5 protein-coding genes are annotated in these 18,174 nt (G+C 40.3%); 4 read left to right on the top strand and 1 reads right to left on the bottom strand.

Annotated elements, in window-relative coordinates:
* The first annotated feature begins 23 nt into the window (after positions 1 to 23).
* Positions 24 to 2,471, top strand: coding sequence for a TonB-dependent receptor (locus IPM34_09920; GenBank protein MBK8955862.1), 2,448 nt, complete (start codon positions 24 to 26; stop codon positions 2,469 to 2,471).
* A 21-nt stretch (positions 2,472 to 2,492) separates the two neighbouring features.
* Here the strand turns inward: IPM34_09920 and IPM34_09915 are convergent, their stop codons facing one another.
* Positions 2,493 to 3,098 carry a hypothetical protein gene (locus IPM34_09915; GenBank protein MBK8955861.1) on the bottom strand — a complete coding sequence of 202 codons (606 nt, stop codon included), beginning with the start codon at positions 3,096 to 3,098 and terminating at the stop codon, positions 2,493 to 2,495.
* 94 nt (positions 3,099 to 3,192) lie between these two features.
* Here IPM34_09915 and IPM34_09910 point away from each other — a divergent pair, with 94 nt between their 5' ends.
* The 3 genes from IPM34_09910 (at position 3,193) to IPM34_09900 (ending at position 18,086) form a co-directional block, all read left to right on the top strand.
* Positions 3,193 to 6,396 (top strand): PKD domain-containing protein, encoded by a 3,204-nt coding sequence (locus IPM34_09910; protein ID MBK8955860.1) that lies wholly within the window; start codon positions 3,193 to 3,195, stop codon positions 6,394 to 6,396.
* Between the two features lie 281 nt (positions 6,397 to 6,677).
* Complete coding sequence (locus IPM34_09905) at positions 6,678 to 12,056, top strand: gliding motility-associated C-terminal domain-containing protein (protein MBK8955859.1); 5,379 nt, start codon at positions 6,678 to 6,680, stop codon at positions 12,054 to 12,056.
* 297 nt (positions 12,057 to 12,353) lie between these two features.
* Positions 12,354 to 18,086 (top strand): gliding motility-associated C-terminal domain-containing protein, encoded by a 5,733-nt coding sequence (locus IPM34_09900; GenBank protein ID MBK8955858.1) that lies wholly within the window; start codon positions 12,354 to 12,356, stop codon positions 18,084 to 18,086.
* Positions 18,087 to 18,174 lie beyond the last annotated feature (88 nt).

The raw sequence follows: 18,174 nt of genomic DNA, 5'->3' as shown, positions 1-18,174 counted from the left end.
CTTTATTGTTTTTTATTTTTACTATGTACCGGTTAGGTATTTCAATCATTTGCACCTGTCTTCAAATTATTGGTTTTTCACAGCATCAGCTTGATTTAAGAATCCTTGATTTGGAGCAGAAGCCTTTTCAAAATGTTTCGGCGCGGATCGTCCAACTCAATATCGAATTAAAAACAGACGACAAGGGTTTTTGCAGCTTTCAAAATTTACCGGCAGGAACATACGCTTTGGCCATTGACTATTTATATGATATTGAATACAGAACACTGGTCATCCCCGCGAAAGACAGCATTCTTGAAATTCATCTGGAACGGCGAATATCTTATGATGAAGTGCTCATAAAATCATACCAACTCGATGTTGCAGAGTACCCGAATGCTTATAAATTAAACACCAAAGCTTTGGGAGACTTCTATTTGGATAAAGATATTCCTTATGTCCTCATGGGTGCACCCGGAGTTATGGTTTCTTCAGATGCCGGCCATGGAATAGGCTACACCGGAATCCGATTCCGGGGGCTGGATCCGTCCCATATTCAGGTTACCTTGAATGGAATTCCGTTTACAGATGCAGAATCTTCTTTGAGTTATTTTGTCGATATCCCCGATATCCTCAATGCTGCTGAAAACATTTCACTCATCCGCGGAAATGTCCCGGGGAGGCCGGGAACTCCATCATTTGGAGGAGCTTTAGACATTCAAACCAACCAGATAAAATTTACTTCCGGAGCAAATTTGGAATTGCAGTATGGCTCTTTTAATACTGTAAAATACAGGGCTCATGCACATACCGGATTGATCGAAAATAAATTTCACTTTGAATTGGGTTTGTCGGCCCAAAATTCCGACGGATATATCGATCGTTCGTCTTCAAGACTTAAATCCTTATTTTTTTCCGGTGGAATATTGAAGAAGAAAAGTGCATTCAGGATCAATTACATCCATGGATCTGAAAATACAGACCAGGCCTGGTTTGGTTTGCCCTATCAATTTTCTAAAGTGGACAGTTTGCGCAAATACAATGCTGCCGGTCAGGAAAAAACCGACAGTCCTTATCCAAATGAGATCGATGATTATTTACAAGATCACATTCAGATGTTTTATCAATTGCAATTCCATCGGGAATGGATATGGTCAAATACCTTTAATTACACGCAGGGAAGAGGTTTTTACGAAAATTATAAAGCCCAGGTTCCATTAAACCAATACGCCGTTCATGCTTTTGGTACTGAATATGCTGATTTAATCAGACAGAAATGGCTCGATAACGATTTTTATTTCTACAAAACAGATTTACTTATTAAACCATCAAATATGCTGGAGATCAGACCTGAGTTCAGCACGAGTTTTTATAAAGGCAGACATTTTGGAAAAGTGAAAGACGTGATTGTAGATTCATTCCAATTAATACGGCCGAATTACTACAAGAATCAGGGAAAAAAATCTGATGTATCCTCTGGCGTTAAAATACTATTGAAACCCAAAAGCCATTGGGAATTTAATTTTGATATTATATACAGATATGTAACTCATGAAATAAATGGAACCAGGGAGTTTGCTACTGACGTTCGCCAAAAAATAAAGCATCAGTACCTTTCTCCTAAAATTTTTATAAGCCACCGCCCGGTCAAAAAGTTTAGCTTTTTCTACTCTTTCGGATACATGCAGCGCGAACCTTTCAGAGAAGATATTCTGGCTGGCGATGCATCCGAAGCCGTTGAAAAATTAATGGATATTGAAGCAGGATGTCACTCCCGGTTGCATGAGAGTTTGGAACTGAGCCTCAATGCATATTATATGTATTATCCATCCATGAGAGGACTTTCCGGGGTATTGAGCGATGTTGGTGAACCCCTGTTTGTAAATCTGGAAAAAGTACAAAATTATGGGCTTGAATTCTCAGGAACATGGAAAGCAGGATCGGGATTCGCCCTGAGTCACTCCAGTACATATGCTAATTCAAATATCCCCGAATGGCGGGAATCTTACCTGAAGTATTCGGCCGATTGGAGTGAGAGCTCCCTTATATCGAGCATACACAGGAATTCACGACTGGCCTATCAGCCTGCAGTAAGCTCCTGGACTGAAATCCGTAAAAAAATTGATTTAATCGATTCAGGCTCATCAGCCTTGACTTTCTATTGCCAACATTATTATTTGTCCGATTTTTATTTGACCAATAACTCAGAAAATTCTTCTAAAATGATGGCTTACCATCTGTTCAATTTTGGTCTAAAGCTCGAATACAAGGGGTTTAAACACACACAAATTGAATTTTGGGCCGATGTATATAATCTCTTGGACGAAAATTTCTTCAGCCATGGATGGATCTCCAGGTTGGGTTATGAGGGTGAGCTCGATTTAAATTCAAGTCCTTATCTGGGTAAAGAAGGAGATCAAGTCTATTATTATAAAGGACTGTATCCCCAGGCGCTTAGGCACTTCCGTTGTGGTTTGAAGTTGAAATTTTAAAATTTAATGGTTTGAAATCGTTCAAAACTTAAAAGTAATGCCAGCCCGATAGATAATTGGTACCCTGAAAGATTCAGGATCTTCCAGAAAATCGTAATTAATATAAATTTCATAAGCAACCTCGCCTCCGGAACTGTAGCCGAGTCCCAACAATAGGATATCTCTCCATTCTCTCTGGGTAACGAGTTTGTCGTTGTTGACCTCTCCGGTGGTGTAAGTCTCATTCAGAAAACTGTATTCCCCATGTAGGAAGAAATTCTCAGAAAACTTAATCCGTCCAAATAAGCCCATTCCGTAATCCACACTGTTGTATCGGTAGGTATCGAAACCATCAGAAAACTTGGCCGTCGTAAAATCAATACTCACTCTGGGGCCTGCACTCAACCATTTGTTGAATTTATAGGCCGCCATGGGCGAAACCCCAATGCCAAAGACATTGGATTGCAACCCGTTATAAATGCTGGAGTTAAATCCAAGGTTAAAACCGCCTCCAAACCAGACTTTTTCTTTCCAAAAATCTATTTGAGGCTTTTTTGTCCTCTTGGATTGTGCAAAGCTTGAATTGGTGATAGCAAACAGCAATAAAGCCGAAATTAACAAGTTCGGAAAATTTTTAAAGTGTAACATGATAACTAAACGAATTGTAAAGCGTTATAAAGGTTAAATTTGAATTAATTAATTAGAGAAGTATTAAATTTACAGCCAAATTAAAGGATATATTATGAGGTTTCGTTCACTTTTTTCTATAATCTTTACTTTCACCCTGCTGAATACGGTTATTTTCGGTCAAAGTATTCAACTTTCAAAATTGGAGGCTTCTCAGGAGTCTCCGCTAAATTCGCTTTTTTTTGAGTATAAGCTTGTTAAAATTGATTTTGCTCAGCTAAAAAATGCTTTTGTAAGCCGCGGAAATCAGCACAATTTAACTGTAAATCACCCGGATTTCAAATGGGAACTCGAGTTGTTTGAGCACGATATTCATTCCGGGGATTATTTGTTGACAATAGGTACAGATCAAGGGATTCAAAGATACCAACGCAAGCCGGACAACATGCCTATGATTGGCAGCTTAAAGTCAAATAGGGGAGGAGAGGTCAGGATGGTCGTAGCCGATCGCTTTATTGCTGGTATGGTAGAGGAAGGCGGGGCTCAGTTTTTTATTGAACCAGCAAATGGGCTGGATCCAACGTTGAGTAGCGATGTATTGGTAATTTACAACCGGGATCAAATCATACAGAATACCAATATTGAATGTGGATATGAAAAATACATAAAGACCAAGCAGGAACTCGAAAAATCAACGGAAAATATCCAAACCGAGGGGAGAGGCCATTGCCTGCAGGTTGAAATTGCAATTGCTAACGACTTTACCGTATTCCAGAAAAAAGGTTCGGTTGCAAATGTTGAAAACTGGAATACAACTATATTGACTTTGCTTCAGGCAAATTACGATAACGAATTTGAACACAGCCTTGAATTTGTCCAATCTGCTGGATTTGTTGCCACTTCTACGGGATCTGATCCATGGAATGGAGTCAATAATATAGATCAACACCTCAATGTGCATGTTTCCTGGGGAAATGGAGGTGGTTATGGGTCTGTTTACGATGTAGCTACCGCCTGGACGACAAAATATAAATCAGGTGCGGTAGGGCTTGCCTGGTTGGGTGTGATTTGCAACAACTTGAGGTATAATGTATGCAGTGATTACGGTGGATCCAATAACTGTTTGAAGCAATTGCAGGCACATGAACTTGGTCACAATTTTAATGCCGGGCACGATGCAAGCGGGTCTTCAACCATTATGGCTCCGGCAGTTAATTGTTCCAATTCCTGGTCAAACGCGTCGGTTAATTCTATCAATAATCACGTTCGAACAAGAGGCTGTCTTGGAATATGCTCTGGTGGTTCACCCCCGGTAGCCAATTTTTCCGGAACCCCAACCACTGATTGTGTGCCGTTTACAGTGCAGTTCACGGATCTTTCCACCAATGATCCTACTTCCTGGTTGTGGACATTCCCCGGAGGAACTCCATCTTCTTCAACGCAGCAAAATCCAGTGGTCACATACAAAGCTTATGGCGAATACGATGTAATTCTTAAAGCGACCAACCAGTTCGGAAATAATCAGGTGACCTTTAAAAAATACATCTTTGCCAATGCAACCCCTATTGCCGATTTTTCTAAAATTGTCATTGAAAAAACCGTGATATTTACAAACAAATCTTTTTACGGAGGAAACTATGAATGGGATTTTGGCGATGGAGATATTTCCAACGATCCTAATCCAACACATACCTATACAGATGATGGTGTTTATACGGTTGTTTTGACCGCGGAAAATGAATGTGGGATACATCAAATGGCCATGAATGTTACGATTGTTACAACTCCAATAGCATTATTTACAGCAGATACGACCTATGGTTGTGCAAGTTATAAAGTTAAGTTCAAGAACTTATCTTCTTCAAATGTAACTTCGTGGGAATGGGACTTTCCTGGAGGCAATCCTTCCGTTTCTGCATTATTTGAACCTGTAGTTGAATATTCCATCGCCGGAGAATTTGATGTAAAACTGGTGGCAAAAAACAGTAAATACAAAGCGACTTCATTAAAACCTAAATACATTAAAGTTGATTCTGTTCCTTATGCTGCATTTACTCCAAATATCAGCGGTGATACAGTCAACTTTTCGAACCAATCCCTATATGCTAAAAAATTTAGCTGGGACTTTGGAGACGGGAATTTGGATACGACCAATTTAAATCCGATGCACATATACAAATCGGGAACCTACGAAGCTAAATTGATTGTATTCAACAATTGTGGAAATGATACTGCAATACAATCTATCAAAATAGGGAGTGGTTTGAGTGCAGGATTTACAATAGATACTCAAAAAGGATGTACTCCATTCATTGTAAAGTTTAAAAACACATCAACTGCAGCTACAACCTACAAATGGTCATTTCCGGGAGGAAATCCTGCAAGCTCAACGGATGCGGAGCCCGAAGTAACGTATCTTACCCCGGGACAATATGATGTGACCCTTGTGGCTGGCAATGGCAACGAGGAAAGCACAGAAACTAAAACTTCTTTTATTTCAGTTCAGTCTTTTCCTGAAGCTGATTACACGAAGTCCATTATGGGTTTTACAGCATTCTTTAGCAACCAATCCAAATACGGCAACACTTATTTTTGGGATTTCGGAGATTTGGAAACCAGCAATGAACCATCACCAAGCCACACATACAAGGCTGAAGGGGAATATAAAGTGCAATTGATCATCAGCAATGAATGTGGGTCAGATACCATCGAACAAGATGTTGCAGTCTTTTTGATTCCAAGAGTAGATTTTATTTCTGATACAACCATAATCTGTGGTGCTGGTGAGATTCATTTTATAAGTAAAACGTCTTCCGATGTGAACTCCTGGAGCTGGAACTTTGATGGGGGATCTCCAGCCGAATCCGATCAAAAAAATCCAATGGTCTATTACGATAAAAAGGGAACCTATGCTGTTAAATTGACTGTATTAAACAGCAATGGAACAAATGAACTTATTAAAACAGCTTACATCAAAGTAATTTCTCCTGTTTTATGTCCGGATTTTGTTTATTATAAAAACGAAGACCTGAATTCTGAATACGGATTTCCTTTAAAGCAATTTAAAAAAGCAGAAACCAAGGTTTATCCCAATCCATTTGATCATGAGCTCAACATCAGCTTCCACACCGAAGGTGATTTCGGAAATGTAAAATTGTTTGATTTGTCAGGAAGAATGGTGTTGGAGAGTGCGATAAAAGCAAGTGGAAATGCGCTTATTACATTGGATGTCGAAAATTTGAAGGGCGGAACTTATTTCCTGAAATTGATCACTTTGGAAGGCACGACTACCAGGTCAGTCTTAATGATGAAACCATAGTGAATTTGTAATTTTGAAAACATGGTGAACAGCGGAAAGCTGCTCACAGCACGAATACCAACAGAAGCGAAAAATTGAAGGATACCTCGAGGTAGCTATTGAAGGTTTTTTTGATGGTAAATGGAGTTATTTACCAGATACCTGAATTAAAAAATTGCCATGGCAGACAAACTTGTTTTCCGCGGGAAAGCGCTTCTGATTTCTGAACAAAAATTCATTTTTACCAGTTCGGTACTCTGGTGCGGATTTTGCTGCATGTATGAATTCGCTAGGCGTTGACTATGAGATTGAAAAGAATCATATGGGTGATTTTAGGTGGTTTCTGTTTTTTTACAGCAAAATCTCAGTGGTGTTGCGTGGATTCATCCCTGATTATCAAGGATGAAACTACAGTTTCTCTGCGATTGCAAATTTCCGGTGCTGCAAACAATAATCTTGCAGATCCAAATCAGGGAATTTGCGGAGTTCGGGTAAAATTTGAACATCGATTCGTAGGCGATCTTACTATGGAGTTGATTTCTCCTTCCGGTCAGCGAATCAAATTGACTGGGCCTTTAGGCAATAGCGGGAGGTCTGATTTTACGAAATGGTTCATCACATTTGTTCCTTGTGCAAGTTTAGCTGTGCCTGATTTAGGCTTTAAACCAAAATGGGACAATATCCAATCCTGGGGAATATTAGGTAAATTTTACAACGGAACCTACTATCCTTTTCAGGGTTGCCTGGAAGATATTAATGTTGGGCCTGTAAATGGCACCTGGACACTTTCCATAACGGATGCCGAAAGATTCTATGAAGGTAAAGTAGAGAGTTTCTGTCTCTTGTTTTGTGATCAGACCGGAATTTCCTGTGTGGATTGTAGTCCTAATGGAGGATTGTTTGGTATTGAAGCCAAGAGTTTCTGCGAGGGAAACCCCGGGCTTAACCTGCCCGATAAAATTCAATTTCCATTCTTTACACCGGATGCAGGCTTATACGGCTATAAATATTTGTGGATTCGCAACGACACCATTTTGAGTATTCAGGACCATACCGATTTCAGGAACTGGCCTCAGGGAAAATATTTATTATGTGGCATTTCGTATTTACTGCAGGATAGCTTAAAACTGCCTCTTCCCGGAACTGTCTATTCAAATTATCGCGCAGATCTGATCTCCAATGTACTGAGTATGTGCGCAGAACTTTCGAAGAATTGCATGGAGATCGATATTGCACCGGTTTACTCGGGATCTGTCCATAAAATATTTTTATGCAGAGGCGATAGTCTCCTTATAAATGGAGTTAAATATGACCTCACAGGTATTTACCCAATTCTTCTTAAAACTAATTATGGTTGCGATTCACTGGTGACGCTCGATCTTGAAATTGTGGATCTCCAAATATCTTCCATCCTTGTAGATACAATCAACTGCTCCAGACCGGTGGTAAACATCGATTTACAATCTTCTGTTATTACAAGTAAGGCAAACATTCAGTGGTCAACGAACGGTGGTCTGATTGTGGATTCAACAGATCTTTTAAATATTAAAGTAAACAAAGAGGGAACCTACAAAATCGTCGTTTCGGATGGATCATGTATTGATTCTGCAGAGTTTGTTGTGATAAAAGATGGCAGGATCCCGGAGTTGATGGTTCTGAATGATACCATTCGGTGCAATAAACCAAATGCTCAATTGATCGCAAGAACAGATGCTGCCAATCCAAACTTTAGATGGTCGAATGGGGTCGCCGATATTGGAATTGATTCAATACTCCTGGTATCTCAGGCCGGACAATACCTCGTCACGGTTACAGATCAAAATGGTTGCTCAAATTATTCGGCAGTCGTAGTGATTACAGATACTATAAAAGCCGACATCCAATTATTTGCAACCAACATTACCTGCAAACAGGATGAGGCATTTTTAACTTTTATTCAAGATAAACCCGGTATTGTAAAATTTTGGCAGGAAGGCAATACAAATCTTGGAAATCAGGATAGTATTCATGTGAAAAAAGCGGGCTGGATTCAGTTGCATTATCAGGCAGAAAATGGTTGCTTAACCGTTGATAGCATACAAGTCACTTCAAATGTCAGCATTCCGGATTATTCATATATTCCAGATACCATAAATTGTCTCAATGGAAAAATGTTCACACTGCAGGACAGAACAACAGCAGCAGTAGATTCAATAATTTACACAAGTCCAACGGGAATTATCAAAAAACAATTGAATCCCTTGATCGATGAACCAGGGCGGTATTTCGTAAAACTTACCGATACAGCCGGATGCATTCTCGATACTTTTATTGAGGTAATATCAGATACCCTGTCGCCCATTTTTAGTTTAAAGTCGGATACTCTTAATTGCATGCGCGATAGTGTGATGTTGGCAGTGAATCATTTTACAGATACAACCGGCCTTCACTATAATTGGTCCGGGCCAGTGGGTTTTTCTGGAGATACCCGACAAGTTTTCACAAGAGAAGCCGGAATTTATTATCTGACCGTTACAGCGGCAAACGGATGTATGCATGTGGATAGTGTTTCAGTAGTACAGGATGATTCTAAACCAGATATATCCACTTCAGTTTCAGGAAAACTGAATTGCGCTATTGATCAAGTGCAACTTTTTGGAAGCTCTTCAACGGGCATTCGATACGATTGGACTGGTCCCGGTACATTCATCTCAACATTTCAGAATCCATTGGTCGATGATGATGGATTATATAAATTGGTGGTGACGGCAGCTAACGGTTGTACGTCTGAGAAAACGATTTTTGTCGAAAGGGATACACAAAGTCCTATTTTGCAAATCCTTTTTGATACGATTAACTGCAAATTGGATTCCGTTAATTTGGAATTAATTCCAGGAGGAATTTTGGATTCAGTCCATTGGTCTGGTCCGGGTTTGTTTCAAAGCAACCGTTCTCAAAATTTTATTGCGATTGGAGGTCGATACCGGGTGTTTGCCAAAGGAACAAATCATTGTATTGATTCTATGGATGTAATGGTTCCTGTGGATACGAACGCTCCTGTTCTGAGCTTATTTACAGATACCATCAGTTGTATGACACTGGAAGGAGAAATTGGAGTACTTATGATCGAATCCGGTGCCAGTTATTTGTGGAAATTCCCTTCCGGCGATTCCTTGTATGGGGATGTAATCCGGATTCAGCAGCCGGGTGTTTATTTTGTAAAAGCCACCGGTGCAAACGGTTGTTCATATACAGATTCAGTGCTGGTTTCAGATTTTACGAATGCTCCGGTTCTGACCACAGTAAATGATACGATAACCTGTGCAGATACTTTGGCTCAGATTGGATTGATGAGTAGCGAAACCGGATTGAATTATTCCTGGATGGGTCCTGGCAATTTTACTTCGATGGACTCTGCTTGTCAAGTTTCTTCTCCCGGGTGGTATTATTATCAGGCAACAAATAGTTACGGTTGTATCACCACGGATTCATTGTTTGTTTATGAGATCGATAACAAATACAATATCCAATACAGTAATCCTGATTTTAATTGCTCCAATTATTCAAATGCAAGCTTATCGGCATCGAATACCGATAGTTTAATTTCTTATAGTTGGATGTTTCCCAATGGATTGGTGTTTCAGGATAGTCTGGTTGTACCTGACCGTGGCGGTGCATACATTTTTTCCGGAATTGACATCTATGGGTGTCGCGTGCGGGACACAGTTGTGGTAACATTCGATACACTTGCACCTGTGATCCTCGGCTTTTCTATCCAAGCTTTAAACTGTACCAGAAAAGTTAGCAATCCTTCTCTGATCGTCGGCGGAGCTAATCATCAGATCAGGTGGATCACACCAGATTCCGATACAATTTATAATGCTTCTCCCGGATTTACAGCAAGTGGCGTCTACCAACTTCGTCTCACCGGCGATAATTTTTGTTTTTTGGATACTTTGGTTAATTTGCTTATCGATACAAGCAAGCCTGTGATTCATGTGACTGGTGATACCCTGACATGTGAATTCAGTCGGGCGCAATTGAAATTGTCAAGTGCAGATTCACTCTCTGATGTAATTTGGACAGGACCTGGAAATGTCATCTACACGGAGAATTCACCGCAGGTCATAGATACAGGTTGGTATTTTGTCCGGGCGATTGGTGTAAATGGATGTGAGACGGTCGATTCAGCTTATATATTTTCTGATTTAGCAGTACCAAAATTGCAAGTGTCAGACATCTTTATTCCTTGTAATTTGGACTCGGTAGCCTTAGATGTTTTTACCAATGATTCCATCGAAACTTACAATTGGTTCGGTCCCGGCAATTTTTTCAGCAATTTAAAAAATCCATTTGTAAAAGATACAGGAACCTATGAGATCATTTTAATTGCAAAGAATAAATGTGCATCGAGAGATAGTTTAAAAGTTATATTCAAAAGAGATCTTCCGGAATTTTTAGTATCCCATACGGATTTGAATTGTAAAAATCCAAAAGCTGAACTGCAGGCAGTTTGCGATACTACCCATATTGATTTTCAATGGACAGGTCCAAATTTGCTCGACTCTTTAAACCTGATCTTGAATGTAGACCAGCCGGGAGTCTACAAATTTAGCGCCTTAAATGAATTTGGTTGTCAACACGACACCTTAGTGATTGTTAATATTGATACTTTACATCCTCATGCTGCTCTTGTAGTTATCGACAGCATTATTTGTGAAAAGAAAGAAGCACAACTAACGGTTCTCGGTGCAATTGCAGGGGCAGAAATCCAGTGGAAAGATGGAACAGGAGTGCTTCCGGGAACTCAAAACAGCGATACGATTTTAATAAATGCATCTGGGGATTATCACTGCATTGTAACAAATCCTGTAAATGGATGCCGGGATTCTGCTTCAATTAGGGTTCAGGAAATATTTCCCCATCTGGGTCCTATGACAATAATTTCAGAACCGCCATCCTGTTTTGGATTCAATGATGGATGGATCCTTATCTCAAATGTTGGCGGAGAATTGGATCCATATGAATTCAGTTTAAATGGAAGCCCCTTTGAGCGGGATAGCTTTTATAGAGACCTTGGGGCTGGGAATTACCAGATTTTTACCAGGGGTAAATTTGGCTGTGGTCTGGATACTTTGATCCGCCTGATCGAACCAAACCCTCTTTCAGTTTATGCAGGAAGAGATACGACATTAAAGATTGGATCGTCCATCCATTTGATTCCAACGACCAATGCAAATCCCAATGCACTTCAAAAAATTGAGTGGTTTCCCGAAGATTTCCTCGATTGTAAAGATTGTTTTGATGTAAATGTTAAACCTTTAAAAACGATTCTATATAAAATCAGTATAACTGATGAAAATGGATGTGAAGCTGAAGACGAAATCCGGATCGATGTAATCGTAGACCCTCAAATTTACATTCCTAACGTTTTTTCGCCAAACGGTGACCAAATCAACGATTTTATCATTTTTTCCGCGGGGCCGGAAATTGAGTCCATTCGATTTTTCAACATTTTTGACCGTTGGGGGAATCTGGTTTATGAAATCAAAAATGTAGTTCCAGGGATTTCAGAATTATTTTGGGATGGGACTTTCAAAGGCCAGAAAATGAATCCCGGAGTCTATGTATACAGCCTGGAAGCTGTTTTAACCGGAGGAAAAACCTACAAAAAACAGGGCGATATTACTTTGTTGCGATAACATATTCTCCTGATGAAAGGGATGGAGCATAGTTTATGTTAAAAACAGAAAAAATTTAATCAGGCAGAAAGCGAATTTGAAGGATAGTGTGTCTTATGATCGAGGTGAGACTTAAGAGGGCTTGTAAAATAATTAAAGCTTATAAACGGGTGGTTGAATAAAGATTCGGTATGTTTTTTGGAAACATAAGAATTTATAAAATATTCTAAACTATATCCCAATAAAAGCTTAATTTTAATTCGTTTTACAGTAGGTTTATGTATTTCATTTTTTATATTTAAGATAAACATTATCAATATGTTAAAAAGATTACTTTCTTTAATATGTATTTTAGGCGCTTTTCAAAGCGCTATTCACGCACAGTGTACGCCACCGATGGCGGAAAGTTGCGAAGAAGCAAACGTACTTTGCTCCCTGGACGAGGTGAACGGTTATGCCTGTAACAACCCCAGTTCAGTTCCCAGTCCTTGTTCACCCCTCTGTTCGCAGGGTGGTGTCGGTCACAATACCAGTTGGTGGGGATTCGTAACCCAGGGAGGTAACGTAACCATTACACTGACCATTGGAGGTTGTACTACATCACAGGGTCTCCAGTATGGAGTTTGGGGAGATTGTAACTGTTCTCAAGAAGTGGCCTGCCGCTCAATTCCTTGCGTACCACCAGGTAGCGTGGAAATAATTAATGCCAACTTAGAACCTTGCAAGACTTATTACCTTTGGGTGGATGGTTGTTCTGGCGATATTTGCGATTTTACATTGAGTACCAGTGGTGGTGGCCCACCTACATTAAGCCCCCTCGGATTTATCAACAATAAGCCAAGTATGATCATTGAACCCATTTGTGTAGGTGCCTGCAATGTAAGATTTTGGGTAAATCCGCAACCAGGCGGATGTAACCCCACGTATGTTTGGACTCTTGACGGTGATGAAGTAGGTGGAAATAGCAATGAAATCAACCTCGATTTTCCTGACGAAGGCGATTTTGTGATTTGCGTTACGGCTTATATTGGGAATCCTCAGAGTGGTTCGATTTGTTCTCAAGAGGGTCCAAAATGTGCAACTGTTAAAGTAAGACCAATCGCAGACAAAATGGGAATCCCACGGGTTGTTTGTTATGAACAGGCGAACCCCGGAGGATTCAAATGGCACTCTCAGCGAATTTTCACGAGTGGGGAGTACAGACAGCAGTTCACAGATGCAAATTGTTGTAAGTTTGATTCAGTGGTTAATTTCACGGTACTTGATGAACCCGAACCGGCTGAAGTTTATTACATCACGTGTGATAATGAGCCTTACATCGATATTCTTGGAAAAGCATGGCAACCTTGTACACAGGCATTTCAGGTGCCTTTGGCAAAAACAACAGATCCCTATAAATGCGATAGTTCAATTTTATTAACGGCCATAAATGTGGATTACCGACCAAACTTTAGAGTGACTTGTTTTGGTGGGATGGTCGAAATTTCTCCCAACATCATCATGGTAAAACCATGTAATGTGGGTGAAACTTATCAGTTTGATTACAGATGGTACAAATGCAATGATCCTCAGAAAAAGACCATCTCTACAGATGAGCGCATTTTGGTTGATGCAGTATCAGAGACGTATTGTCTTGAAGTGAATGTTAGGGTAGAATTGGGTACTGAATTTGCAGTCTGTGCAAAAACCTTCCAGGAAAACTTTAATGAAGGCGATTTGGCACCCAAATGTTTTCCACTTGCTGGTGATCTAATATTATGTACAGGATTTAACGGAACGTATTTCATCGATACATTCATCAGCCAGAAAGTATTATTTTATAGCTGGACTGTAGATGGAGGAACCATCGTATCCAAAATAGACTCTCAGGCTGTAGAAATAAAATGGAATCTGAATGCCGGAGATACCGGAGAGGTATGTGTATTTTATGACACTGATTGTGGAAGATCCTGTGAAAAATGTCTTAGGGTTGCCATCGTTGGCACACCAAGACCAGATGCCGGGCCCAATGACAGTATCTGCGATTTGGCCAATCAGTTTCAGGGAAGGAGAGATGTAGGGGGTGGTTCATGGACTGTTTTGTCTGGACCCGGAAACTCCAACATCGCTGATATTACCGATCCAGCCTCCGCGGTTTCTGTTGACAAGTATGGAATGTATAAATATGTTTACAGTGAAACCAGATTGGGTTGCACGGGCACAGATACGGTAGATATGTTTTTTAATTCTACACCCGATTCATCCAATGTGGTTTATATCTGTAATGTACAGCAAACCCAATACAGGCTCCGATTTAAAATCAATGGAGGAACAGCTCCGTATACTGTTATTCAGGGTAATGGAGTGGTTGATGCGAATGGATTTTATACATCCAATTTCCACGACAATCTCACAAACTATACCATCGTGATCAGAGATGTAATGGGCTGTATACTGACCTTTAATTTTAATCACGAATGCAAATGTACCAATGCAGTTGGTTTGTTGGAAAAAGCTCCGGAGGAACTTTGCGAGGACGAAAGTTTCAATTTCTTTTACGATCCATCAACAGAAATTCAGGATCCAAATGATACCGTCATGTTTGTCATCACAGACGATCCTGATCCAAACAATGTAGCCGGAGGAACTTTTATCAAGAAATTAAGCTCGAATAATGTTGTTTTCGATCCTGCTACCATGAGTTTCAATACCACATACTATGTGTTTGTGATCCTTGGTAAGAGAGATGGATTGGGAGGTATAGATTATGCTGCCGGTTGTGTACAACCCGATGGTCCAAAGCCATTCGTATTCTATCAGAATCCAACTCCAACCGCAGGAACAGACAATGCCATTTGTAATACGGTCTACGATCTGCAGGGAACCCAGAGTATCGGTGGTACCAATTTGAAATGGAGGTTGATTTCAGGTCCTTCAGGCGTTGTTTTTGCTGATGATGCTGCTGCATCCACATCGGTGAATACACAAGGCAATTTTGGAACTTACGTATTTGAGTTTACAGAAGACAACAACAATTGTCTCGGAGCAGACAGGGTCAGTATCACATTCAACGAATCACCACTGATTACCGTCGATGAAAAAATATGTATCGATTATAATGATCCGAATTATCCGTATGCCGCTAAAGTTAAGATCAATACAGGTCAGCCTCCATACACGATTCTTGCTGGCGGTGGAACAATTAATGGAAATATTTACATGACGGATACCTTAGCCAGTCTCGTGCAGTTTAGCGTGCAGATTCAGGATGCCAATGGTTGTGTTTCGAATCTGATCATCGACAACTACAATTGCAATTGTGGCAATATCAATGCTGGTTTGCTTGATAGTTTGCCAACCGAGCTTTGTGTCGATCAGTGCATCGGCATCCGCGAGTTGGTACCTGCAATTCTCGATCCTGAAGATAATGCCATGTATATTTTACATCAATCTTCTTACAACGATCAGGTTATTCCAAGACTGGACACGTTCTTCTCATTAAACGACCAGATCTGTTTCAATGCAAGTACCATGGTTACCGGAAAAACGTATTTCCTGACCAGAGTGGTTGGTAACGATACAATGCCTATTGACCTTATTGTGGATTCAAATGATCCTTGTTTAAGGGCATCCAACAATCAACCTATCGTATGGTATGATTATCCGAATCCGGATGCAGGTCCGCACGATAGCATTTGTTTTTATGACTATCAATTGAATGGAACCACAAATACAGGTACACCTTCATGGAGAGTGATTGGTGGCCCTGGAGTGAGCATAATTTCTAATCCTTCAAATGATCAGACTTCTGTAACGGTATCGAGTATTGGTACATACAGATACGAACTGACCGAAGATTTCAAAAATTGTATCACTAAAGATACTGTTGATATTACCCATTGGGATTCTCCTAATTTTGTTGATGTGCCTCCACCATACGAGTGCGACAATACGGCTGAAAAATATCGCGTGCGTATTGACGGCCAAAATGGCGAAAGGATTTCATGGACTATTGATGGAGTTTCTTTCCCGGGTGGAAATTTACCGGGTAGTTTTATTGGTGCAAATACCTGGCAAACCGACTGGATCGATAACAATTCAACATATACCCTGATCATCAATGACAGACATAATTGTTTGCCGGATACTACTTCAAATACTTATGAATGTCCATGCATCAGTGGATTAGGAAATCTCGATCAAACTCCGATTATACTTTGTGCTGACGGTACTGCACAAGCAAACTACAATGCTGCATCGGGGAATCCAGATGGCAATGATGTTATTCGTTTCGCACTTTATGATGGAAATCAAAATGATCCGAGAAATGGAAGTATTCTGAGTTTTAACAGCAATGGCAGTTTTACTTTTGATGCAGGGACTATGCAATTAGGTAAAACCTATTACATCGCTGTATTCATGGGTAATCTGGATCCGGCAACCGGAAATGTGGTTCTCACAGACAGATGTTTAAAAGCTGCAGCTGTTCCGGTAACCTGGTATGCATATCCTGTAGCTGCTATTTCTGGTCCAGCGATTCTTACCTGTGCTGTAACAAGCATAACATTAGACGGTAGTTCATCTACCAGCGGTTCCGGTGCTAATTTGAATTATGCATGGAGTACTGCCAATGGTCAATTTGTAAATCCAGGTCAGGTGAATGGCGGTACAGTAGATATCAATAAAGAAGGTACATATACTTTACTTGTGACAGATCCTGTTACAAATTGTACGCATCAGATCACCTATAACATTACTTTGAATGTAGTTAAACCAACGGTCAACATTGGTAATCCGGAATTGATAACCTGCGATCGTTTGACTGTAGGACTCGACGGAAATGCTTCTTCTAAAGGACCGAATTACATCGTAAACTGGAGTGGACCTGGAAATATTCAGAATGGGTCAAGCTATAATCCTACAGTAGATGCTACAGGTACTTATACCATGTTAATTACCAATACTACTAACGGTTGTCAGGAATTGGCAACGATTAATGTAGCTGAAGATAAGCGTAAGCCTACGCCAAATATTTCTCAAATTGGCCAATTGACTTGTACGGTTAAGCAGATCCAATTGGATGCAAGCGGTTCTACCGGTCAAGCCGGTCCGATTTCAGCATTCAACTGGGCAACAGCTAATGGTAGTATTGTTAGCGGCCTGGGTACTCCACGGATTACGATAGACAGGCCAGGTACATATTCCGTTTTGGTTAAAGACCAGACTAACGGTTGTACGGAACTTACTGACATCACGGTATCTGAAATTGGAAATCCGCTTGCTGGATTTGACCTCAATGCAGGTAATCCAAAATGTCATGGAGAACGCAATGGTAATATCGATATTACCGGTGTCATTGCAACGGGCCCGGCTAATGGTCTGACCTATTCATTCAACAATGGTCCGTTTACTACCAACAGAAGTTATCCCAACCTTGGTGAAGGAAGTTATAAATTGGTTGTTCGCGATGTAAATGGTTGTGAGCACGATACAACTTTGACATTGATTGAACCAGGACAATTGGGCATTGGGGTAGATAAACTCATTGTGGTTGACCAGGATGAAATCGTATACCTCGATACCATGCTGAATTACGTTTCTGGTGGTACTGCTGCTTACAGAGATACCAATTGGTTAAATCTGAATCAGAATGTACCCTGGGATACCAAGCTCCGTTATGCTGCCGATACTACCCGTGATTTCCTTGTGACTGTAATCGATGCCGCTGGCTGCGAAATCCAGGAAAGAATTACAGTTGTAGTGCGCATCATTAAGGATATTTGGTGGCCTAATGTATTTTCACCGAATGGCGATGGAATCAATGAATTGTGGAATCTGAAAGGAAAACGCGTAACCAAGATTAAGACCTTAAACATCTATGATCGATGGGGTGAATTGGTGTATTCCGGTCAGGATTTACTCGACGGAAACATAGATAATAAAGTTGGTTGGGATGGAAATCTGAAAGGAAAGAAAGCCCTTCCTGGAGTTTATGTTTTTTATGCGGAGATCCAGTTCTATGGTTCACTTGGATTTGATAAATACAAGGGAGAATTTACTCTATTGAGATAAATTCAATTTACAAACATAATGGAGAGGGCTGTCTGGATTGAGACAGCCCTTTTTTATTAAGTTGTTTTTAATAGTCAAATAGAAAAGG

The sequence above is a fragment of the Saprospiraceae bacterium genome, assembly GCA_016716185.1.
In the GTDB taxonomy this organism is placed as follows: Bacteria; Bacteroidota; Bacteroidia; order Chitinophagales; family Saprospiraceae; genus Vicinibacter.
Note: the sequence above shows the minus strand (reverse complement) of the source record. Positions and strands in the feature narration are given on the sequence as shown.